The sequence below is a fragment of the Proteus sp. PR00224 genome (genome assembly GCF_016238105.1).
Classification (GTDB): Bacteria; Pseudomonadota; Gammaproteobacteria; order Enterobacterales; family Enterobacteriaceae; genus Proteus.
In genome coordinates this window covers 479014-501228 of sequence record NZ_JAEHQU010000002.1, presented here as the reverse complement: position 1 = coordinate 501228, position 22215 = coordinate 479014, and the positions used below count along the sequence as shown (strand labels likewise).

The 22215-nt window shown below is 38.3% G+C and carries 21 protein-coding genes; 12 read left to right on the top strand and 9 right to left on the bottom strand.

Annotated elements, in window-relative coordinates:
• The first annotated feature begins 450 nt into the window (after positions 1–450).
• Positions 451–744 carry a helix-turn-helix domain-containing protein gene (locus JEP71_RS05550; protein ID WP_198620892.1) on the top strand — a complete coding sequence of 98 codons (294 nt, stop codon included), beginning with the start codon at positions 451–453 and terminating at the stop codon, positions 742–744.
• A 147-nt stretch (positions 745–891) separates the two neighbouring features.
• Here the strand turns inward: JEP71_RS05550 and JEP71_RS05545 are convergent, their stop codons facing one another.
• Together JEP71_RS05545 and JEP71_RS05540 are read right to left on the bottom strand one after the other, a co-directional pair.
• Entirely contained in the window at positions 892–1629 is a 738-nt protein-coding gene (locus JEP71_RS05545) for an ankyrin repeat domain-containing protein (protein WP_196573887.1), read from the bottom strand.
• 637 nt (positions 1630–2266) lie between these two features.
• Positions 2267–2899: a LexA family protein gene (locus tag JEP71_RS05540; RefSeq protein ID WP_109371264.1), complete on the bottom strand. Its 633-nt coding sequence runs from the start codon at positions 2897–2899 to the stop codon at positions 2267–2269.
• A 454-nt stretch (positions 2900–3353) separates the two neighbouring features.
• Between JEP71_RS05540 and JEP71_RS05535 the strand changes: the two genes are divergently transcribed.
• The gene (locus JEP71_RS05535; RefSeq protein ID WP_198625881.1) at positions 3354–5060 is read left to right on the top strand and encodes a phospholipase; all 1707 of its coding nucleotides are present in this window, start codon (positions 3354–3356) and stop codon (positions 5058–5060) included.
• An 85-nt stretch (positions 5061–5145) separates the two neighbouring features.
• On the opposite strand, the gene JEP71_RS05530 is transcribed toward JEP71_RS05535, so the two are convergent.
• The 7 genes from JEP71_RS05530 to JEP71_RS05500 form a co-directional block, all read right to left on the bottom strand.
• Positions 5146–5727: a DJ-1/PfpI family protein gene (locus JEP71_RS05530; RefSeq protein WP_198620894.1), complete on the bottom strand. Its 582-nt coding sequence runs from the start codon at positions 5725–5727 to the stop codon at positions 5146–5148.
• Positions 5728–5732: 5 nt separating this feature from the next.
• Positions 5733–6374 carry a bifunctional 4-hydroxy-2-oxoglutarate aldolase/2-dehydro-3-deoxy-phosphogluconate aldolase gene (locus JEP71_RS05525; RefSeq protein WP_198620895.1) on the bottom strand — a complete coding sequence of 214 codons (642 nt, stop codon included), beginning with the start codon at positions 6372–6374 and terminating at the stop codon, positions 5733–5735.
• Entirely contained in the window at positions 6355–7326 is a 972-nt protein-coding gene (locus tag JEP71_RS05520) for a sugar kinase (RefSeq protein ID WP_198625880.1), read from the bottom strand. Before JEP71_RS05520 ends, JEP71_RS05525 begins: the two co-directional genes overlap by 20 nt.
• Positions 7323–8177, bottom strand: a complete 855-nt coding sequence (locus tag JEP71_RS05515; protein WP_198625879.1) for a tagatose bisphosphate family class II aldolase — start codon at positions 8175–8177, stop codon at positions 7323–7325. The genes JEP71_RS05520 and JEP71_RS05515 overlap by 4 nt, the downstream gene beginning before the upstream one ends.
• Before the next feature lie 114 nt (positions 8178–8291).
• Positions 8292–9767 carry a DUF2264 domain-containing protein gene (locus tag JEP71_RS05510; RefSeq protein ID WP_198620897.1) on the bottom strand — a complete coding sequence of 492 codons (1476 nt, stop codon included), beginning with the start codon at positions 9765–9767 and terminating at the stop codon, positions 8292–8294.
• A gap of 55 nt (positions 9768–9822) precedes the next feature.
• Positions 9823–11433: a sulfatase family protein gene (locus tag JEP71_RS05505; protein ID WP_198625878.1), complete on the bottom strand. Its 1611-nt coding sequence runs from the start codon at positions 11431–11433 to the stop codon at positions 9823–9825.
• A gap of 40 nt (positions 11434–11473) precedes the next feature.
• On the bottom strand, positions 11474–12709 hold the full coding sequence (locus tag JEP71_RS05500; RefSeq protein WP_198620899.1) for an anaerobic sulfatase maturase: 1236 nt from the start codon (positions 12707–12709) through the stop codon (positions 11474–11476).
• A gap of 535 nt (positions 12710–13244) precedes the next feature.
• Here JEP71_RS05500 and agaR point away from each other — a divergent pair.
• From agaR to kduD, 10 genes are all read left to right on the top strand, one after another.
• Complete coding sequence (gene agaR, locus JEP71_RS05495; protein ID WP_075673686.1) at positions 13245–14024, top strand: transcriptional repressor AgaR; 780 nt, start codon at positions 13245–13247, stop codon at positions 14022–14024.
• A 53-nt stretch (positions 14025–14077) separates the two neighbouring features.
• Positions 14078–15358 carry a tagatose-bisphosphate aldolase subunit KbaZ gene (gene kbaZ, locus JEP71_RS05490; RefSeq protein ID WP_109371246.1) on the top strand — a complete coding sequence of 427 codons (1281 nt, stop codon included), beginning with the start codon at positions 14078–14080 and terminating at the stop codon, positions 15356–15358.
• Between the two features lie 12 nt (positions 15359–15370).
• Positions 15371–16561 (top strand): SIS domain-containing protein, encoded by a 1191-nt coding sequence (locus JEP71_RS05485; protein ID WP_160230601.1) that lies wholly within the window; start codon positions 15371–15373, stop codon positions 16559–16561.
• Between the two features lie 24 nt (positions 16562–16585).
• Positions 16586–17080, top strand: coding sequence for a PTS N-acetylgalactosamine transporter subunit IIB (gene agaV, locus JEP71_RS05480; protein ID WP_109371242.1), 495 nt, complete (start codon positions 16586–16588; stop codon positions 17078–17080).
• Between the two features lie 47 nt (positions 17081–17127).
• Positions 17128–17895 carry a PTS N-acetylgalactosamine transporter subunit IIC gene (gene agaW / locus JEP71_RS05475; RefSeq protein ID WP_099074752.1) on the top strand — a complete coding sequence of 256 codons (768 nt, stop codon included), beginning with the start codon at positions 17128–17130 and terminating at the stop codon, positions 17893–17895.
• Positions 17885–18775 (top strand): PTS system mannose/fructose/sorbose family transporter subunit IID, encoded by an 891-nt coding sequence (locus tag JEP71_RS05470; RefSeq protein ID WP_109371240.1) that lies wholly within the window; start codon positions 17885–17887, stop codon positions 18773–18775. Before agaW ends, JEP71_RS05470 begins: the two co-directional genes overlap by 11 nt.
• Positions 18776–18874: 99 nt before the next feature.
• Positions 18875–19309 (top strand): PTS galactosamine/N-acetylgalactosamine transporter subunit IIA, encoded by a 435-nt coding sequence (gene agaF, locus JEP71_RS05465; RefSeq protein ID WP_109371238.1) that lies wholly within the window; start codon positions 18875–18877, stop codon positions 19307–19309.
• Positions 19306–20475, top strand: coding sequence for an N-acetylglucosamine-6-phosphate deacetylase (nagA, locus tag JEP71_RS05460; protein WP_198625877.1), 1170 nt, complete (start codon positions 19306–19308; stop codon positions 20473–20475). Before agaF ends, nagA begins: the two co-directional genes overlap by 4 nt.
• 43 nt (positions 20476–20518) lie before the next feature.
• The gene (gene kduI / locus JEP71_RS05455) at positions 20519–21349 is read left to right on the top strand and encodes a 5-dehydro-4-deoxy-D-glucuronate isomerase (protein WP_109371234.1); all 831 of its coding nucleotides are present in this window, start codon (positions 20519–20521) and stop codon (positions 21347–21349) included.
• A gap of 93 nt (positions 21350–21442) precedes the next feature.
• Positions 21443–22198, top strand: coding sequence for a 2-dehydro-3-deoxy-D-gluconate 5-dehydrogenase KduD (gene kduD, locus JEP71_RS05450; RefSeq protein ID WP_109371232.1), 756 nt, complete (start codon positions 21443–21445; stop codon positions 22196–22198).
• The last annotated feature ends 17 nt before the right edge of the window (positions 22199–22215 follow it).

Sequence of the window (22215 nt, the reverse complement as noted above, 5' to 3'; positions counted from 1 at the left end):
AGTCTTTTTCAGATTATTTCAATCAGGGGGATTCATTTTCCTAGGATACTATTTATATATATTAAAACAATACAGAATTATTCTTTATAAAATGATATTCTAATTAAATATATAGATATTTTTTATAGGTTATCAATGTCATTTAAATATATTTCAAATTAAAATAAGCCATTCTATTCAACTTTATGATAACACCATTCATTCTCGGATACTCAGTTCCAAATTGTTATTCTAATATTAATTTAGTTTAAAATAACATATAGAAATGTAAATTATTTTAAATTTGAAATATCGGAATAACCTTATTAACAGAATTCGTGAGAATAAGTAATATTACGATTATTTAATAACTAATAGTTAAGTATTTTCAGTTTATGGATTGATAGTTTACAAACTATAATTCGGTATTTTATCGATGTAATCATCTAATGAAAGAAGGAGAGTAAAGGGATGATTAACACCAAAGTTGGGAATAGAATAAAAATGATAAGAAGACAATTGAAAATAACAGAAAATGAGATGTCTGAAATGTTGGGGATAAGTATGCTACATTATTCTCAATTAGAAAATGGACATTTAAAAATAACAGTAGATCAATTGATTACTATTTCTTATATACTTGGTGTTACACCTCAAAGTCTTATCTTAGAGGCTAAGAAAACAGACTTTATGGTTTTTGAGGATAAGCAGTCGATAACTCAACCAAGTGAAATAGTTATATTTAGAAAAAAGAAAATCGTTTAAAAATCACATTGGTATATTACTTGTTGATATTGAGTTCTGATAAATATATTGAGTCGTTTTCTAGTTGTTTTAATTAAAATTCTATTTCTCAAAACTCAATAACTAATAGCACAAAAGCCATCTTATTATAGGATGGCTTTTGTGTATTTAATGGCAGAGTGTTGTACCTGTTATATGATTTATAGCACCGTTTCTAATCAATAGTTTCTGCATATCTTTAAGATTATTTTGGCAAGCATAACTTAATGCGCTGTGGTTATAAGAAAATAATGAATTATCTTGTGTTGTTGTAACAAGATTAACATCAGCACCTTCAGAAATAAGGTATTCTACGGTATCAAGACGATTATTACTGGCTGCAATCATAATAAATGTTTCACCATCGCTTTCTACTCTTTGGTTATTGAGTTCAATATCGCTTCTCATTAGGTCGTGAATTTTTTTTACCACATTGACATTATTTCCTAATACGGCTGATTTAAAAACATTATAAACATCGTCTTTATCCGTAGCCCAAAGGCTCGCGCCTTGAGAGATGAGATAATCTACCATTTCTTCATCACCAATAAACGCAGCCCATCCCAGAGCTGTTTGCTCTAAACTTCCAGTATCTTTCGCTTCAATATTTTGACCATTGGCAAGCATCTTTTTGACTTCATTTAAATCACCATGTTTAACAGCATCAAACCATAGTGCATTTTTACCTGTACTTGGTGAGGTATAGAATATCCTATGTGGTAAACGTGATTTATTAGCCAACTCAATCATATCAGAATAATTTGATTTAAAAGATTGATATTCGAATGGATTATTCTCATTAATAATCAATGCTTGTGCGCCAAAAGAAACTAATGCCAATGAAATAACAAACATTTTTATATTCATTTAAACACCTTAAAATCGAAATAATTAACAAAACTTATTACAATTAGTTTATTAAAAATTAATATTTATTAGTGTTGGTAATTGAAACAGAATGTAAGTAAGATGTGTCTTGTTAATACGTATTTTCAATAAAGATAAATCTTAGTAATCTATTTTTCCTATTTGATAAAATAAATAAGTATCTTTACTTGTTTTTATTAAAATAGGATGGAAAATACGCATTTTTATCTCTTTATATGAGTATTTTTTTTAAGTAAAGATAAAATATTGAAAAGTGAAAAATCTATATTTAATTAATCTTTTATTTTTTATCTTGTTCTCTTATTGCAATAATTAGTTACTTTTAAAATAGCTACTAATGCAGTTTAATTGTCATTAATCAAAAAATTAACTTAGTAATCTATATAAATGATAGATAATGTTGCTCTCATTATATTTATTATTTTTAATATTTAAAGTTTTTGGTCGTTTTACCATCAAGTTATTTTTGATTAATCTTATTATAGAACCTTGGATGGTTTCTATCCATAAAGTTTTAGTCAAATTTCCAGAGAGTAAAAACAGATAAAACTGTTTTTTTGAGATAAACCCCAATAATTGAGCTAGTTATTATTGGAGTTATTTTTGGGAATAATCGTTATCGTTTACGACGATAAATACGATGCTCAATCATCGTACCAATGATCATTAATGGCGTGTTTTCACTGCTAAGTGTTGGATAATCACTATTTAATGGCACAAGTTCAAAATGTTCATTGCCATTAGCATCAATACGAGTTGGTCTATATTTCTTAAATGTTGCTTCTCTTTCATTATTAGCCGCAACAATAAATTCTCCCGGATGTGGTTTTATCTCAGGATCGACAATGATTACATCTCCTGATTTAAAATCAGGTTCCATTGAGTCTCCTTCTATCTTTAATGCAAAAGCACTTTGTGAGAGTTCTTGATCTGTCAGAATATACTCAAATTCACCATCACAATCTGTAATAGGAACACTATGTACTAAGTTTCCCGCTTGAACGTAGCTTATTAGTGGTAATTTTTTCGTATTGATATCATGAACAGGTTGAATATTATCACCCATCATTAACCAACCGGCATCACACTCTAAAGCTCTTGCAATGCTAATAATATTACGAGGTTTTTTTGTTGAACCATCTTCTATTGAAGCCCATGATTGTTGTCTGATGCCAGCTTTTTCAGCTGCTTCAGTCTGAGTAAGCCCCAAGGCATCTCTTCTGGATTTAACTCTATTTGCAAGACTCATGTTTCCTCCTATTAAAATAATACAGATAAAACTGTATTTGACAAACAGATAAACCTGTTATTTAATACAGTTATACCTGTTAAATAATTTATCTAAAAAAGAGTAAATCAAAAAATAATAATTTATAAGGAATCATTTATAGGCTAATAAATATCGATATAACTAGTTTTGTAGTTTAATAATAACAATTATTTATTGTTAGATTACTATTCTAAATAAGAATGGTTTTATTATTAATAATGCCTAAAATATAAATTTCTGGTTTGGTCTTTTTAAGCGGAAGGAGGCGGTGGTCGTTATAAAAAATAATTGAATTTATATTAAATCATCATGTTTATGATAAGTGATGCTTTTTTAGGAATGAAAACATTCTATCTATATTAATTGAAGCGCTAATTATTTAAATGTTTATTTAAATAATATGGACGCCCTATTTTTAAAATAAAGGAATATTATGAAACTTATTGATGGATTAAAAAAAGAATTAAAAGGTTTTTTCAATGAAACATCTGAAAATAACTATGTGAAGATTTTTGATACGCCCCATGTATGGGGAATGCCATTTGGTAAAGAAATTATGCCAAAAGCGATAGAGCGTGAGGCTGAGTTTGAACAAGCCATTACATCTATCTTAGATAAAATGCTGTATCGCTGTGATATTTCATCACTTAATGCCCCTGATGAAGAGTGGCGTAAAATTATTCTTGCTGCAATTGATAAATCTTTTTCTGAAAAGAAAGGACGTAAAGATCGCACACAAATTCGATTTTTATTTGCACAGACACCAACAGTTTTATTAAATGGTGTTAAATACTATTTTAGTGGAACGCCTGAATATCTGGCATTGAAAAAAGATCTTATTGAATTAATCAAAGAACGCGGAAAATATTGGGAATGTATTCCAGATATTTGGATTGGTCGCTTTTATCGTATTATTGATGGTCTAAAAGTCTCGTTAGAAAAAAAAGTATTACCTGAAGATTTTATTTCTGAATTAGATACTCGAATGACATGGAACCATACAAAAATTATTGCTGTTGATGGTTGTGAAGCTTTCGTTGGTGGTCATAATTTAAATATGGATCTTTTTAAAAGTTATCCACCAGTTCATGATGTTTCTGTTAAGGTTATTGGCGAATCAGCACTTCATTCCCAATTATTTTTAAATAAAATGTGGGATGTAGGTAACGATTTAATTACGAAAGAATATTTTGATAGTAAAAAAAATGAATGGGTCGCTAAAAAAGCAAGCTATAAGATTATCGATCCATTAACAAAGAGCAGTGTATTAAGAGAAATTAAAAAGAAAAATGAACAAAACTTAGCTCAATCGCCAGATGAAGGCTTTTTCAAAACTGACCGTATTTTCTCTGTAGGAAAATATTGGGAAGGGCCTGATATGCGAGTTGATTATAAGAAAGGTTCCGAGAAAATGAAGGAATACCTTATAAAAAATGCTAAGAAAAAAATTCGTATGTCTCAACAAGATGTAGTGAGTGCATGGAAGAAAAAATGGAAAGATCATCCTGTCTGCCATTGGATAATTGAAGCGTTATTAAAAAATCCAGAGTTAGAAGTTGAAATTGTTGTTTCACCATTAGATGCCGCCGCCGGTGCTAATGGCGACCAATATTCATTTGGCTCTGGAGCACAAAGAACCTTTGAATTATTTAAATATTATCTGACTCATGATGTTGATACAGATGCCGTTATTCCTGATCCTGATAAAATTCGTGAATCAGCATTACGTCGTATTAAAATAGCGCCATTCTTCTTTACCGATAAAGTGCCAAAAGCACTACAAACGGAAGGTAAAACTTATAAATGGCCTAGTGCAGATGAATCATCTTATACCGCCACACTAAAAGAAGCACCACTAAGCGAAGATCCACCGAAACAAGGAGATATTGGTCACCCATTCTGGTCATTGGTTAATGCGAGCGGTATTTACCCTAAAGTCGCTCCTGCACCGGGAAACCACGCAAAAGTAACTATTATTGATGATGAATTGTATATTGTTGGTTCCGATAATATGTACCCAGGGTATTTGTCAGAATTTAACTATCTTGTTGAAGGCGAAGAAGCCGTAAGGACATTTATTGAAGAGTATTGGGATAAATTATGGCGTTATTCTGAACCTCACGCTTTTAAACATAAATAAGTTTAATCAACTCATTTAGTCATAAAAGTGATTGAATATAAAAGGGGAGTTAATCCCCTTTTTATTTAAATATAAAATAACGTATTTATTTAAGATAATCTAATGGCCAGTGTTTGAAATAAATATGATTGGCTTGCCAGTCTACTTTTTCTGTATTGTCGCTTAATAAATACTTAGCCACCGTAAAGGCAAATTCAAAACTTACACCTAATCCTTTTGCACTGATAAACTTTCCATCAACCACAACATCTTGATCAAGATAATGACCATCATCGTATTTATCTGCTAATTTATCGCCAGTACTGTAATTACGACCTTCAAGAAGATGATGTGCCGCTAATACTTTGGCACCAGAAGAGCACAGTGCACAAATATATTTATCTTCAGCAATATGGCGCTTAATAAATTGAATAACTTGCTCGTTAGCGCATAAACGATCTGTGCCTTTAGGGCCACCCGGCATCATTATTGCGTCATAGCTATGTGTGAATTTATCTGCTAATAGAAAATCAGCACTGATTTTAGTTTCAAAATAAGTATTTAATACCAAGCTATCCATGCAAGAAAGTACATCAACATGAATATCAAGACGGCGCATGATATCAATAAAAACAACAGCTTCACCTTCTTCAAATCCATCAGCTAATAAAACGGCAACCTGTTTCATTTTATTTATCCCTTATGTGTTTTTAGTAATGAGTGGATACTTTGAATATGATTAACAATGGTTTCTTTATCTTGTTTATCAATGGTATCTGCTGTGGCAATCCAGCTTCCTCCACAAGCAACAACTTGTGGAATAGCAAGATAATCACTCACGTTATTTAAACTAATGCCGCCTGTAGGCATAAATTGGACTTGGGCGTAAGGTGACGCTAATGCTTTTAGCATTTTTACACCGCCAGAGGCTTCTGCAGGGAAGAATTTAAGTAAGGTTAAGCCTTTTTCAAGAGCAACTTCGACTTGGCTTGGATTATTAATGCCTGGCACAATATCAATGCCGTTATTAAGGCAGTAATCAACGGTACTTGGGTTATAACCCGGAGAAATAACAAAGCTTGCTCCAGCTTCTTTTGCCATATCAGCTTGTTGTGCGGTTAATACTGTTCCTGCACATAAAATAAGCTCAGGAAAGTGCTCATGCATTAGCTTTATGGCTTTGGCTGCTGCCGGTGTACGAAAGGTAATTTCAGCAACAGGTAGTTGATTTTGGGTTAGAATTTCACCCAGCCAGATTGCATCTTCAGCGCGATTAATTTGGATCACGGGGATCACTTTCAGTGATGAAAGAGTATCAACAATTGACTGTGTCATGGTTATCCTTGATTAGTGTGTAGAATGAATCAGTAATTTCATGAGGAATGATGGCGCCATGGTGTTGAATGACGAGTCCAGCTAAGGTATTTCCCCATAAACAGCAGGTCGATAGGCTTTGATTTTGTAGCCAAGCAGCAATAAAAGCAGCATTAAAAGAGTCACCTGCGGCGGTGGTATCAATAACGGAATCAATGGGTTTGGGAGAAACATAGCCAGCATTTTTGCCATCAGACCAGTAAGCGCCATTAGCACCCAATTTGACAATGACGTTCTGATTACCCCATTGATGAAGGCGTTGTGTAATGTCTTGTTCTGTCAGCGCTGGTTTTTGCCAAAGTATTTGCTCATCATCACCAGTGACTAAAGCAATATCACTAATGCGATACAGCCTTTCAAACCACTCTTGTGCATGAGGTATTGAATCCCATAAACGTGGTCGATAATTAGAATCGACAATGAGCGTCATTCCACGCTGTTTAAGTTGCGCTAATAAGGTGAGTAAAGCGATTTTTCCTTCATGCGTTAAAATAGCAAGAGAAATACCGCTAAGATAAATGACGCTATCATCAGGAAGCGCATCGAAACTGTCTAAAAAACGCTTATCGGTCGCAATATAACGTGCGGCAGCATCATTTCGCCAATAGTGGAAACTGCGCTCACCATGAGCATCAATTTCAATAGCATATAGACCAGGAAGTTTTTCGGGAATAGTAATAACAGATTGGCAGTCTATCCCCTCGTTTTCCCATGCTTTCTGCATTAAGGCACTGTAAGTATCAGTGCCTAGTCCTGTCATATAAAGCGGATGTAATGAAGGCGATAGTCGCGATAAATAGAGTGCGGTATTCAGTGTATCGCCACCAAAACGTTGTTGTTGTGGTAAGAACGGTTGACCACTCAGCTCTATCATACATTCGCCAATAATGGCGACAGTTTTATTGGTTTTCACAGTTTTCCATCACTTTTACAGACACGAATTTTATCTGCAACCACAGCTTTCATTGCGGCTTTGCCTGGTACAAGGTAATGACGAGGATCACTTGCATCAGGGTTATCTAAAAAGTATTGCTTGATAGCGTCAGAGAAAGCAATTTTCAGTTCGGTTGCAACGTTAACTTTGCAAATACCTAAATCAATACAACGGCGTACATCGGCATCAGGAATACCTGATGCACCATGAAGAACTAAAGGAATGTCAGTCTTTTGGCGAATAATGGCTAAACGATCAAAATCGAGATGAGGTTCATGTTTGTACATGCCATGCGCGGTACCAATTGCAACCGCTAATGAATCAATACCCGTTGCTTTGATAAATTGTACTGCTGAATCAGGATCGGTGAAAAGCGCATCTTTAGCATCAACGACTAAGTCGTCTTCTTGCCCACCTAAACGACCTAATTCAGCTTCAACGGTACAATCCCAATGATGGCAGAAATTAACCACTTCTTTAACGATACGAATGTTTTCTTCAAAATGAAAATGAGAGGCATCAATCATGGCAGATCGCACACCAGAAATGACTTTATGACAAATATCAGGAATATCTTCATGGTGATCTAAATGTAGGGCAACAGGGATACGATATTGTTCTGCGGCCTGCTGGCAAATAGAGATCAAATAATCACTACCTGCATAAGCAAACGTGCTTGGTGTACCCGCTAAGATAACAGGTGATGCCATCTCAGCGGCTGTTTCCATCACAACTTGAATGGTTTCCAAGTTATGAATATTAAAAGCAGGCACAGCATAATTTTCACGCTGTGCTTTATTGAGCATATTACGAGTAGAAACCAGATACATGTTTGCCTCTCATCTTTCGTTTAATTACGAATCATAATAAACGAAAGAAATAGAAAGGTAAAAGATCTAAATCACATTTTTATTGCTTTCGCACTGAAAGCAAATGAAAGGTGATTAGAAAAAATGTGCCATTTTAGAGCTATAACTGGTGATCCCTTTGCGTAATAAATTATTTTTCGGTCGTCTTGACTGTCCTATCACGGTTTCAGCGACTTTTTGTGCTAAGGTTTGTTTTTCTAAACGGCGGGTTAATGGTGTTTGCTGAGTTGTATAATCTTCGCAAAAAATGACGTTTACCTCTTGTGTTGCTTTCACTCCAGTCACTAAAGCTTGAATAGCAGGAATTTCGAAACGAAAGTTATCTTTTTCGATAGGTAATGGAAGTGAAGGTGTTTGCCATAAATTGATACGATCAGCACAATAAAGCGCAATAATCACGGCACGTAATGACCAAAAACTACTGGCAGGTCCACTGTAGTTATCAACTAAACGAGGATCGTGAGTAAATAAGCCTTGAGTCGGGGCGCCATTTTTTAATGCCCCTTGAGAAATAAAATAACGTAAACTGCTTTCAAAGGCGCGTTTTGCCTCGCCTACTTTTACTGAAGGACAATGTAAATCGACACCCGCTAATAATGGAGCAGAAACCGCAAGGCGATAGCAGGCACTTCGACCAAAGAAAGGAATACCTTTGGGAGTCATAAAATAAAGGTAATGCTGATTAAAGGTATTAAGTGATTGAGTAATAAATGTTGTATCAAATTGAGGATCAATTTGCGTTAACCAATACAATGAATAGTAAAAGCCCCACGCATTGTAGTAATCATAATTACCTTTTGCTCCATCACGAAACCATCCGTCACCAACATAAAACTCTTTTAATCGTTCATATCGCCAATGGGCAATCGTGTCTTTCCCTGTGAGTGCTTTAATGACAAATTGGACGGTAAGAGGGAAGAAATGCCAGTTATTATCAACAATTTCACAGTGATTAACTTGCTCAAACCAAGTAATAATTTGTTGTTGTGTTGCGGGTGTTAATGTATCCCACACCCATTCACGGCTTATCCAAAGAGTGAGCGCTAAATCAGATGCTTCACAAATTCGTTGATCGTAATCTTCAAGTTTCCCCCAATATCCTTTATGAAGTGGATCAGTGCCATGAATAAAGCTTTGTTTGATCATTAAAGGTAAGTTGAAAGCTTGATGATTTAATCCCATCAATGTACTTTTCTTGCTGCTAACTATCCATGTTGCAAGTAGAGGAAGTACCCTGCTAACACCTTCAAGAGCATCCGTTCTTGCCGTTTGTTGCCCTGGACTTCCGGGATAATAAGCATGAGAGTAACCCCATACTTGGTAATGATGAAAAGCCTGTGTGACATACTGTGTCAGCATTTCACATAAAGAGAAAAGCGACTGACTTTCATCATTAAAAAAGTCAGTGATCGTTTTATCATAGCGACGATAAGCTGATTTTCTGACTAATCGTCGAATGATATTTTCCTTAAATAAGCGTTGGTAGATTTCTACGTTTGGGTGCTCATAAGGGAGTTTGGGACGTGCTGAAGATGCAATTTCAATAGCCATTTTCGTATCTCAGAAAAAAAGACGCATCCTTGCGAAACAGAACGGAAGTTGAATATTAAGGTTTTGCAGAATCCACTAGTATTTGATAGTGATCTTGTCCCCAAAGAACGGGCTTTGGCTTATCTTTGATCCACTGGTAATACGCATTTTTTAGCTCTGCCACTTTTTGTGGATTTTGTTTAGCAAGATCGATTGATTCAGCAGGATCTTTTTTATCGTTAAAAAGTTGAGGCTGATTTTTTCCATCATCATAAAAATAGAGCGCCCATTCACCATCACGTACAGCCCAAGCACCTTTAGAGAGTTTTTCTAAATTAGGATTTGTAGGCGGTGTTTTACGTTGATAGGTTATCCATTGGTGATATCCGTGCCAAAACTCTTGGTTTTCTTCACTATAATGTTTAGTACCAGGGCCGGTCCAATAAAGATAGTTATGCGGGGACTTTGTTGTTTCACCTTTAAGTAAAGGCATGATATTTTTCCCTTCAACATTTAGATTGTCAGGGATCGCAATACCTGCTGTTTGTAGTGCCGTCGGTAAAATATCAAGTGCGGAGATCATCTCATCACTTTTTGTTCCAGCTGGAATAGTGCCAGGTTGATAAGCAATAAAAGGTACTCTAACGCCACCATTAAACATTTGCCCTTTAAAGCCTCTATCCATCGCATTCATTGGCATTGGTGACTCATTAACAGCACCATTATCCGATAAGAAAAAGATCAGTGTATTTTCTAACTCACCATTTTCTTTTAATTTCGCAATAATTTGACCAATACCTTCATCGGCTGCATTTAATGCAGCAAAGTATTTATCTGCCTCAACATTTCCTGTATCAAATTTCTCCATATATTTAGCAGGAGAAGCTTGTTCTAATGGAATATGGGGAACGCTATATGAAAGATTGATAAAGAAAGGTTTATCTTTATGTTCATCAATAAATTTTAGGGTTTCATCCGTTAAAAGATGAGTGGTGTAACCCGGAGCAGGAACATTGACACCATTACGCCAAAATGCAGGTGAATTCCATAAAGCTACTCCTGATGCGTAATAGCTAAAGTCATAATCGAAACCTCGTTCATGAGGGGCATAACCCGCTTCTGGCGTTGAGATCATATTGTCGTGATAATCACGAGTTTGCTTGCTTTCATTAATTTTCGGTTTGCGAATAACTTTTGCGTTATGCCATTTACCAATACTGGCGGTGGCATAGCCATTTTCTTGGAAAAGTGAAGGCAATAGTTTGATATCTTTTGGAATACCTAAAATAGCATCGTCATTACTGTAAGTACCAAAGCTTGCAGGAGAGCGCCCAGTAAAGATACCTGCTCGAGAAGGACCACAAACAGGGTGTGCAACAAATGCATTAGTCATTTTTGCGCCATTTACCGCCATATCGCTGACATTGGGCATGGCAATGCGTGCAGCTTCTACCATTTTGTTGATATCTCCTTCATAACGAGGAGGTGTCGGTCTTTGTGCTAACGCATCCACATCTAAGGTATCTAGCACAAAGTCAAGCTGTCCGGTGCCTAAATCATCCATCACGATCAACAGCACATTCGGTTTTTCAGGTGTTCCACCTGCATTGGCAGATATTGGGGCACTTAAACACGATGTAGCAATGAGCCCAGCGAGTAAGCTTTTTCTGACAGAAGGTAAGGTCACGAATTGTCTCCAGAATAAACAAGATAAAATAAAAATAGGGCTACTTTATGTAGTTTTTTTTCATTGCGGGAAGTGCATCGCTGGCGAGACCTCCTCGTGAAATAGATTGCTGCATTAACTGCATACCTATCGCTGTATGATGAAATATTTGTTTATAGGAACGGCATAGGTAGTTATGACGATGTTTTTCACCTTCAATAGCAATAATGCGATGTTTAGGGCAACCGCCATAACATAAGCTTTGCACTTCACACTGTTTACAAAGGCTGGTTTGTTTATCGTATTTATTTTGACCAAAGCGCTGTTGCTGTTTTGATGTTGCTAAGCGAGCAAGGCTATTTTGATGGATATTGCCTAAATTATTGGCGGGATAAACATAGTGATCACAAGAATAAACATCACCATTTGCCTCAATGATTAACGCCTGACCACAGGTTTTCGATTGAATACATGTTGATGCAGGATATCCCATCCATGTGCCTAATAAGCTATCAAATAAACGAATATATATTTTTCCAATATCGCCTTGGCGTATCCATTCATTAAACACTTCTGTCATAAATTGTCCGTAGCCTTCGGCTGGAACAGAAAATGGGGCCAGTTGTGCATTGGGGCCAGGGGCATAATGTCCGCCATGAGTATGAGGAAAGCGTCTATCGACTTCGACAATGGGAATAAATTGAAAGAATGTTGAACCTAATTCTTTTAAGGCTTGGTAGGTTTCTTTTCCTTTATTCCAATTTTGGTCGTTAACTACTGTGAGTGTATTAAATTCGACGCCATATTCGTTTAGTAGCTTAATTGCACGTTTTACTCGTTCAAAAGTAGGGCTACCATTGACTGAAATACGATATTTATCGTGAACTGCTTCAATACCATCGATGGAAACGCCTAATAGAAAATGGTTATCCGCAAAAAATTGTGCCCATTGGCGATTAATGGCGATTGCATTGGTTTGTACGCTATTTGTAATTGTCTTGCCGTTAGCAAATTGCTTTTGGTATTTAACGACTTGCTCAAAGAAGGCTAATCCAGCAAGTGTTGGTTCTCCTCCTTGCCAAGAAAAATCAACCTGGTCGCCACTGTGTGACTGTATATAGTCTTTAATATAACGACGAAGGACACCATCAGGCATGACGGTATGACCTGTCTCTTTTTCTTCATCTTGAAAAATATTTTCTTTTTCCAGATAAAAGCAGTATTCACACTTAATATTACAGTGGTAGCTTGTGGGTTTTGCCATCATATGAAAATAAGCAGGTTGATTTAATGCCATTCGTCATTTCCTGAGTTTCTTTTTTATCCTGTTACATTACGTAAAATTTATCAAAACAAAAGAGATTAAAATCACAAATACGAAATATCGAAAGTAAATGAAAGTTAATTTCGAAAGATGAGAACTTAAATTTTCGATTAAAATACTTTCGATTCGATACTATTTCATGTTTTATTGACTATTTGAGCTATTTATTTTGATTTGTTTTTCGAAAAGAAATGCATGACATGGAGTTTAAAGCTGTTTATTGTGTGTTTGTGTGATATTAAATCTATATTATTGTGTTTTATCTAGCTATATATGGTGTGATCATAAGTATAGCATTGCGTTATATCATTTTATTTATTGGAAACTGGCGGTCTCAAGGCTATTATTGAAGCTACACGAAAATAATCGTAAGTAATCGATGATGATTCGAAACTTTGTGAAAGAGATCAAAAGTTTTGTTTTTTTGCATTGTCGGTAAAAATTGGCGTAGTAAACTACATTCGAAACCAATCGAAAGAAAGTCTTTTGGTTTCGTAAGGAGACGAAAGTGAAAGCGGCAGTTGAGAGGCGTATGGAAATCCTCGATATGGTAAACCAACAAGGTAAAGCCAGAGTCGAAGATCTCGCTGAATTATTTAAAGTCTCAAGTGTCACTATCCGCAGCGATCTAAGTTTTCTTGAGAAAAATGGTTATATCGTTCGCTCTCATGGTGCAGCAATTCCTAATACGGGATTTATTGCCGAATTGAGTATCCACGAAAAACGTGGGCAAAACGCGGGCATTAAAACATTAATCGGGAAAGCTGCCGCAACGCTGATAAAGGATGGAGACACCGTCATTCTTGACTCGGGGACAACTACTCGCGAAATCGCGACACATTTAAAGTCGCGCGAAAATGTAGTGGTCATGACTAACGGTCTGGATGTCGCAATGGAGTTAGCAAATACCTCAGGTGTGGAAGTATTAATGACCGGTGGTGTATTGCGAAAAAGTGCGTTGTCTTTTTCAGGCTCACAAGCTGAAAATAGCCTTAGAAATTATCGATTTGATAAGGTATTTCTAGGTGTTGACGGATTCGATTTACGTGTTGGTATCACCACACACAATGAACAGGAAGCCAGTCTTAACCGTTTAATGTGTGATATCTCAGAAACGATTATTGCGGTTGCAGATTCTACGAAATTCAGTAAACGCAGCTGTCATATGATCAGAGAGTTTGGTGATATTGATATATTAGTGACCGACTCAGGTATCCCTGAAGAGTATATTCAGGAGCTGAAAGAGCACAAAATCGAAGTGATTATCGTCGACGATAAGGCATCGTAATTTGCTAACTCCATTAGCAACACCGCCGGTGTTGATTATGGAGTTAGTATTTAATGCATCCTTTAGAAAAGATTGTTCAGCAACATAAATCAGGCAAACAGAATGGTATTTATTCTGTTTGTTCTGCCCATCCTTTAGTAATAGAAGCAGCTCTATTACAAGCGCTGGATAATGATTCCTTTCTGCTAATTGAAGCCACCTCTAATCAGGTTGATCAGTTTGGTGGTTATACGGGAATGACCCCCGCTGATTTTTACCAATACGTCATTGAACAGGCTGAAAAAGTAGGTTTTCCTATCGAGAAACTTATTCTTGGTGGTGATCATTTAGGGCCTAATCGTTGGCAACATCTTAATGCCAAAGAAGCGATGGCAAATGCAGACGTGTTGATTGCACATTATGTTGCCGCAGGTTTCAAAAAAATCCATCTTGATTGCAGTATGTCTTGTGCTGATGATCCTATCCCGTTAACAGACGAAATTGTGGCCTCTCGCGCAGCACGTCTTGCGGTGATTGCAGAAAATACCGCAAAAGAAACATTTGGTTCTAGTGACATTGTTTATGTTGTTGGTACAGAAGTGCCCGTTCCGGGTGGTGCTGCCGAAGAACTTGATACCGTTGAAGTAACTTCACCAGACGCAGCGCGTAAAACATTAGAGTGTCACCGCCAAGCTTTTCAAAAGGCGGGCGTTTCTGACTGTTGGGAGCGCGTGATTGGTTTAGTGGTTCAACCTGGTGTTGAGTTTGATCACACTGGCATCATTGATTATCAGCCTGAAAAAGCACAGGCATTAAGCCAAGTGGTGAACGATTATTCTCACATTGTTTTTGAAGCACACTCTACGGACTATCAAACCAAAGAGGCTTATAAACAATTAGTTCATGACCATTTTGCCATTTTAAAAGTTGGGCCTGCCTTAACCTTTGCTATGCGTGAAGGTTTATACGCACTCTGCTCGATTGAAGAAACATTATTCCCTCAAGATCAGTGCTCTAAATTGCGTGAAAAAATGGAACAACTGATGTGCCGTGAGCCAGGATTTTGGCAAAAATACTATCACGGAGACGAGCGTCAACAAGCCTTTGCTCGAGTCTATAGTTTTAGTGATCGCATTCGTTATTACTGGCCTGATGCTGAAATTAATGCCGCCATCGACACACTGATGGATAACTTATCCGTTAAACCTATTCCATTGCCGTTATTGAGCCAATATCTGCCTTATCAATTTACCCAATTTAGAGAAGGCATGATTGACGGATCACCTGAATCTTTTGTTATTGCGAAAATACGTGATGTGTTATCGGTTTATGCCGATGCGTGCTATGTCCATTAATTGAGGGAAACCATGGAATATTTAAGTTATCAGACCGCTCAATTAGAGCAACTGAATGCATTTTGGACTGCGAAAGAAATTGAGCAACAACCAGAATGTTGGAAAAAAACATGGCTATCAGTGAAAGAAAATCGTACTGAGATCCAAGCCTTTTTAGATAAAGCGCTCTCACTGCCTTATGCGCGAATTATCTTAACTGGTGCGGGTACGTCTGCTTTTGCTGGAAAAGCGTTAGCACCCATTTTAAGTGGTCATACAAAACGTCGAGTAGATGCAATTGCAACCACTGATTTAGTGGCTGATCCACAAGAATATTTAGCGGAAGACATTCCAACATTACTAATCTCTTTTGCACGTTCAGGTAATAGCCCTGAAAGTGTGGCGGCGTTAGATGTTGCGACTGAATGCCTATCACAATGTTATCACTTAGTACTGACGTGTAATCCAAATGGCAAACTTTATGAGTATTGTCAAAACAACCGCAGTGCATTGGCATTATTGATGCCAGAAGAATCAAACGACCGCTCTTTAGCGATGACCTCTAGCTTTTCATCCATGATGATGGCGGCTGTGACCATCTTTTTAGGTGATAACGTTTTTAGTGACTCAATCGCGCCATTTTTTAGTGATTATAAAGCGCAGTTTGATAAAGCGAATCAAATTATCCGCGAAAAATACGCTGGTAAATTTAAACGAGTTATTTACTTAGGAAGTGGCGGATTACAAGGATTAGCACAAGAAGCTGCTTTAAAAATGTTAGAGCTAACTGCAGGTAAAGTGGTTGCTAGTTTTGATACTCCATTAGGCTTTCGACATGGCCCTAAGTCTATCGTAAATAAAGAAACTTTAGTGGTGATGTTTTTCTCTAATGATCCTTACACTCGTCAATATGAGACTGACTTATTACGAGAGGTTATTCACGATAATGCATCAGGTAAGGTGATCGCGATCACCGCACGAAATGATAATACTTTCTCAAAAGAGAGTTTTGTTTATATTCCTGCGCTAGAGAACTGTTCAGATGTGGCGCTATTGTTCCCATACTTGATGTTGGCGCAATCATTCGCATTTCACAGTTCCATTGCACTAGGGAATACGCCTGATAACCCGTCTCCGACAGGAGAAATCAATCGTGTTGTACAAGGCGTCACAATTTATCCGTTCTCACTTAAAACAGAAGACACACAGTCTGCTTTAAATTAATAAAATATAATAAGAGAGCTAATCATGAACACACCGAATATTGTCTGGACCCGCATTGATGAACGTTTACTCCATGGTCAAATCCGCATTACATGGGGTAAACATACGGAAGCAAACCTGATTTTAGTGGCTAATGATGACGCAGCAGAAGGCCCCAATGCCGCATTTATGCAAGCTGGAATGAAGGCATCAGCTGGTGGTGAATATGCTGTTCGCTTCTTCTCTATTCAAAAAACCATTGATGTTATTAGTAAAGCATCACCTCGTCAGAAAATTTTTGTTTTGTGTAATAACCCGACAGATGTTGCCCGTTTAGTGGAAGGGGGCGTGCCTATTACTCATTGTAATGTTGGCAATATGCATTTTCATGAAGGGAAACGCCAAATTGCGAAAACCGTGTCAGTCAATGAAACAGACATTGATGCGTTTAAAAGGCTCGTTGCAAATGGTGTGACTTGCACAATTCAAAACACTCCCGATCAGACACCTGTTGATGTGTTAGCACTCGCATCAGCCTGATAATTTCCTGAGCAAAAAACCTGCATTAGCAGGTTTGAGGATTATTTATGATTTTTGAAGCTTCTTTAGTGGCTTTATGGGCCTTCTTTTGCGGTATAGATAAGTATGACGTTGCATTAAATATTCACAGACCATTAATCACAGGGCCTGTTGTGGGTCTGATTATGGGGGATATGCAGGTTGGATTGATTGCGGGTGCAACGTTAGAACTCGCATGGTTAGGACTAGTTCCCAATGCGGGTGCTCAGCCACCTGATGTGACATTAGGGACAATCGCTGCGGTTGCTTTTGCGGTAATGACAAAACAATCACCAGAAGTTGCGATGGGAATTGGGATGCCTATTGCTGTGTTAATGCAAATGCTCGTGATTGGTTTTTTTGCTGTAACCGCTTTCACCATGGGAAAAGCTGATAGATATGCAGAAAGAGCCGATGCAGCGGGTATTTCACGGCTACTGATCATCACGATTACGGTGCGTTCATTACTCTATGCTTTGGTTGCTTTTGTTACGGTTTATTTCGGTGAACATGCTGCTCAATGGATTGATGAAAATACACCAAAAGTCTTGCTAGAAGGCTTAGGTATTGGCGCGAAAATGGTTCCTGCAATTGGTTTCGCCATGTTGCTAAAAATCATGTGGTCAAAAGAAGTGGCAGGTGTGTTCTTTATTGGCTTCGTGATGACGACTTATCTGAAACTTCCAATTATGGCGGTCGCTATTTTAGGCGCGTCAGCCGCAGCACTTTACTTCTTCTTTAGTGGTAATAACAAAAATTCAAGTCAGCAGAATGAGGATTTCGAAGATGGTATCTGATAACAGCACCGCATTGAAAACGCAGGATAAACCAGAAACGGGTTCTTTGATTGATGGCATTGATGAATACCAAGATACCACTGTCAGAAAAGTTATCACTAAGGGCGATCTCTGGAAGTGTGCGTTCCGTGGCTTGTTTATGGAAGGTAACTTCAACTTTGAACGTATGCAAGGTGGTGGGTTTGCGTTCTCAATTATTCCAGCATTGAAAAAAATTCACGGAAATAACAAACGTGACTATGCAACATCATTAAAAAACCATCTACAGTTTTTTAATGCAAGTCCAAAGCTGTTTACCTTCCTATTAGGAACAGCCGTTGCAATGGAAGAAAACAAAGAGAAACCTTCTACTGTTAACGTGATGAAAGTTGCAGGCATGGGGCCGACTGGGGGCATTGGTGACGCTATTGACCATATGACCTTAATGCCACTGACATTAGCATTAGGTGCTTCCATTGCAATGGAAGGATCAATTGCAGGGCCTTTTGTTTTCTTCTTTTTATACCAAATTGTGCACTTTTTAGTGTATTTCGGGCTGATGTTCATGGGCTATCGCGCAGGTACGGCGGCGATGGTCAATATGAGTGATGCCACTGAAAAACTGGCTAAAGCCGCCAATATTATGGGGATCTTTGTCATTGGTGCGCTCTCCGCGACCTTTATCAAGGTGCAAACCACCGCCTCGCTAGAGCTGGGAGGGAAGGTGGTTGAATTACAAACCGCGCTCTTTGACAAAATTATGCCGAATTTACTGCCTCTGTGCTTAGTTTTCCTGATGTACAAAATGGTTAAAAGCACCGGTTTTTGGGGTAAACCTCCGGTATTGATTTTCTCAACTTTAGCCTTTGGCGTTATCGGTCACGTATTAGGATTCTTATAACTGAGAGCCTTTTTCACCGCCGTTATTGTCAGTCGAAATACATTATTAACTTGCTATAAACGGGCAGGAGAGCCTTCTGCTGCCCGCAAGGAGTCACTCATGATAGGTCTTATTGTTTCAGGACATCTTAATTTTGCCTCAGGCATGGCTTCTGCTGTAAAGGCTATTGCAGGCGAACAAGAAGATATCGCGTTTATCGATTTTGTTGAGTCAATCTCTCCTGATGAGCTTGAAGAAAAAATGCGTGAAGCGATCGACTCAATGTCATGCCAGCAATATCTCTTTTTAACCGATTTACCCGGTGGAACCCCTTGTAATCGTGCCATGGCAATTATGATGCAAAATCCCGCAGTTGAAGTGTTAGCTGGGGTCAATTTACCCATGATTGTGAATGCAGCTTTTGAACGAGAAGGATGTTCAACCTCAGAACTAGTGCAAACGCTACGAGAAATTGGTCAAGACAGTATTCAAGATATTCGCGAGCAATTGGCTCAAATAGACAGTAATGATGCTGATGAAGAAGACGGCTTATGAGTCAGCAATATGCCATTTTAGCCGATAGAACCTTTACGCCAGAAGGTATTCGCTATCTCTGTTATGTCCGTGTTAAGGGTGAAAATATTGAATCAATCACCACAGAGGCACCGACAGATTGCCCTATTATTCGCCTAAAAGGGAAATCGTTATTACCTGGTTTTGTGGATATTCATATTCATGGCCGTGAAGGGGCGGATGTAATGGATGCCACTCAACAAGGGTTACAAACCATTGCGGATGCGCTTGTTAAAACGGGCGTCGTTGCATGGGTGGGTACAACCGTTACCGCGCCTATGGAGGATATTCGTGACGCGTTATCACAAGTGCGTGAGTTCTTATCAACGCCACAAACTTCGGGCGCATTGTTACTTGGGAGCTTTTTAGAAGGACCTTATTTTACAGAGCGTCATCGAGGCTCTCACCCTGTTAAATATCTCAAAGCGCCGACAATTTCAGAGCTAGAAACATTACTCGAAAGTGCGGGAGATACGCTATTGCGTGTCGCTGTTGCACCTGAAGCACAAGGCTCTATGGAGGCGATTGATTGGTTGGTCAAGCGAGGTATTAAGCCAAGTGTGGCGCATACCGCGGCAACTTATGAGCAAACTTCAGATGCATTTTTGCATGGTGCTGATTGTGGCGTGCATTTATATAACGGTATGACAGGGCTTCACCATCGTGAGCCTGGATGTTGTGGTGCAGTGTTGTATCACAATGTTTTAGCTGAACTTATTGCTGATGGCATTCATGTTCATCCTGTCATGATGCAATTGGCGTATCGCATGAAAGGATATCAGCAGCTTGCCTTAATTACTGATTGTATGCGTGCGGGTGGTTTACCTGATGGTGATTACACACTGGGCGCACAAACGGTCAGTGTGACTCAAGGTCAGGCAAAAACCGCAGATGGCTCTTTGGCGGGAAGCACTTGTAGCCTAGATAGTGCATTGCGAAATATGGTGCAACTAGCGCATGTGCCCGAATGGGAAGCGGTACAAATGGCGAGTGCAATTCCTGCCGAATATCTCGGTATCAGCGATCAATTGGGTTATATCAAAGCGGGTCGACAAGCCAGCTTTGCTGTGGTGGATGAGTGTTTTCATCTCACCGATACATTCATCAGAGGAAATCATATTTACTCTGTATCCGGGGAAAATGCATAGCCTTTTGGCTTATGCTCCCATCAGTAAAAATGAGGTATTTATAATGGAAATTCGTCAGCCAATTCATAGTGAACACGCTAAAAGGCTTGATACAGAAGGGCTTCGTAAGGAGTTCCTGATTGAGAACCTATTCTGTGAAGGGGAAATGAATCTCACTTATAGCCATATAGATCGTATTATTGTTGGCGGTATTGTTCCTACAACACAACCTTTAGCATTAATGGCAGGTAAAGCATTAGGCGTTGATTTCTTTTTGGAAAGACGTGAATTAGGTGCCATTAATATTGGTGGCGCAGGTAAAGTGATTGTTGATGGAGAAGTGTTTGAGATTGGCCCTCGTGAAGCCATTTATATCGGAATGGGCGCAAAATCTGTTGAATTCACCAGTGATTCTGTAGAAACGCCAGCGCGTTTTTATATGAACTGCGCACCTGCTCATCATACTTATCCAACGCGTAAAATTACGCAACAACAAGCTTCGCCAGAAAAAATTGGTAATGTAGAAAACTGTAACGTTCGTACTATCTATAAATTCTTACACCCTTCAGTGTTACCAACGTGTCAATTATCAATGGGCATGACCGTTCTTGAGCCTGGTAGTTTATGGAACACCATGCCATGTCATACCCATGAACGCCGTATGGAAGTGTATCTCTATTTTGATATGAAAGATGACAATGTCGTTTTCCATTATATGGGAGAGCCAACCGAAACCCGTCATTTAGTGGTTCGTAATGAACAAGCGGTGATAAGCCCTAGTTGGTCAATCCATTCAGGTGTGGGGTCTGCGTCCTATACCTTTATTTGGGGAATGGTCGGTGAAAATCAGGTATTCCACGATATGGATCACGTTGCAATGAAAGATCTGAAATAACTACCACTGAAATAACTACGAATAGTCACATTTTTTCTTACCCTACAGATAAAAAAGGTGTGGCTATAAGGCCACATCTGAGAGGTTACTGATATGAATTTATTTGATTTAAGTGGCAAGGTTGCCATTGTCACAGGTTGTAATACAGGGCTAGGGCAAGGTATGGCCGTTGGTTTAGCGCAAGCTGGGGCTGATATTGTGGGTGTCGGTATTCAAGATGCACCCGAAACGCGTCAGCAAGTCGAAGCATTGGGTCGTCGTTTTCATTACATTACACAAAATTTAATGAAACAAGATGGATTACAAGCTGTGGTAGATGAAGCGGTTTCAGTTATGGGCCGTCTTGATATTCTGGTCAATAATGCAGGCATTATTCGTCGAGAAGATCTTTTGGAGTTTAGTGAAAAAGATTGGGATGATGTTATTGATATTAACCAGAAAACACTGTTTTTCTTATCACAAAAAGTTGCCCGCCAATTTGTGAAACAAGGAGAGGGTGGCAAGATAATTAACATTGCCTCTATGCTCTCTTATCAAGGTGGTATTCGTGTACCTTCTTACACAGCAAGTAAATCTGCGGTGATGGGATTAACTCGTGCATTAGCGACCGAGTTATCTCAATACAACATCAACGTTAATGCGATTGCTCCGGGCTATATGGCAACAGATAATACGGCTGCATTACGTGCTGATGATGCACGTAATGCAGCTATTTTAGAACGTATTCCTGCAGGACGTTGGGGAACCCCAGAAGACGTTGCAGGACCTGCTATTTTCTTAGCTTCTAAAGCCAGTGATTATGTTAATGGATACACAATTGCGGTTGATGGTGGTTGGTTAGCTCGTTAAATTCATGGAGAAATAGG

What these genes read in the sequence shown, in the direction of transcription:
- JEP71_RS05535 (WP_198625881.1), top strand. Translation starts at nt 3,354, where the DNA reads ATGAAACTTATTGATGGATTAAAAAAAGAATTAAAAGGTTTTTTCAAT.
- kduI (WP_109371234.1), top strand. Translation starts at nt 20,519, where the DNA reads ATGGAAATTCGTCAGCCAATTCATAGTGAACACGCTAAAAGGCTTGAT.
- JEP71_RS05500 (WP_198620899.1), bottom strand. Translation starts at nt 12,709, where the DNA reads ATGGCATTAAATCAACCTGCTTATTTTCATATGATGGCAAAACCCACA.
- nagA (WP_198625877.1), top strand. Translation starts at nt 19,306, where the DNA reads ATGAGTCAGCAATATGCCATTTTAGCCGATAGAACCTTTACGCCAGAA.
- agaW (WP_099074752.1), top strand. Translation starts at nt 17,128, where the DNA reads ATGATTTTTGAAGCTTCTTTAGTGGCTTTATGGGCCTTCTTTTGCGGT.
- JEP71_RS05485 (WP_160230601.1), top strand. Translation starts at nt 15,371, where the DNA reads ATGGAATATTTAAGTTATCAGACCGCTCAATTAGAGCAACTGAATGCA.
- JEP71_RS05510 (WP_198620897.1), bottom strand. Translation starts at nt 9,767, where the DNA reads ATGGCTATTGAAATTGCATCTTCAGCACGTCCCAAACTCCCTTATGAG.
- agaF (WP_109371238.1), top strand. Translation starts at nt 18,875, where the DNA reads ATGATAGGTCTTATTGTTTCAGGACATCTTAATTTTGCCTCAGGCATG.
- JEP71_RS05525 (WP_198620895.1), bottom strand. Translation starts at nt 6,374, where the DNA reads ATGACACAGTCAATTGTTGATACTCTTTCATCACTGAAAGTGATCCCC.
- JEP71_RS05515 (WP_198625879.1), bottom strand. Translation starts at nt 8,177, where the DNA reads ATGTATCTGGTTTCTACTCGTAATATGCTCAATAAAGCACAGCGTGAA.
- JEP71_RS05545 (WP_196573887.1), bottom strand. Translation starts at nt 1,629, where the DNA reads ATGAATATAAAAATGTTTGTTATTTCATTGGCATTAGTTTCTTTTGGC.
- kbaZ (WP_109371246.1), top strand. Translation starts at nt 14,078, where the DNA reads ATGCATCCTTTAGAAAAGATTGTTCAGCAACATAAATCAGGCAAACAG.
- kduD (WP_109371232.1), top strand. Translation starts at nt 21,443, where the DNA reads ATGAATTTATTTGATTTAAGTGGCAAGGTTGCCATTGTCACAGGTTGT.
- JEP71_RS05530 (WP_198620894.1), bottom strand. Translation starts at nt 5,727, where the DNA reads ATGAAACAGGTTGCCGTTTTATTAGCTGATGGATTTGAAGAAGGTGAA.
- JEP71_RS05470 (WP_109371240.1), top strand. Translation starts at nt 17,885, where the DNA reads ATGGTATCTGATAACAGCACCGCATTGAAAACGCAGGATAAACCAGAA.
- agaV (WP_109371242.1), top strand. Translation starts at nt 16,586, where the DNA reads ATGAACACACCGAATATTGTCTGGACCCGCATTGATGAACGTTTACTC.
- JEP71_RS05550 (WP_198620892.1), top strand. Translation starts at nt 451, where the DNA reads ATGATTAACACCAAAGTTGGGAATAGAATAAAAATGATAAGAAGACAA.
- JEP71_RS05540 (WP_109371264.1), bottom strand. Translation starts at nt 2,899, where the DNA reads ATGAGTCTTGCAAATAGAGTTAAATCCAGAAGAGATGCCTTGGGGCTT.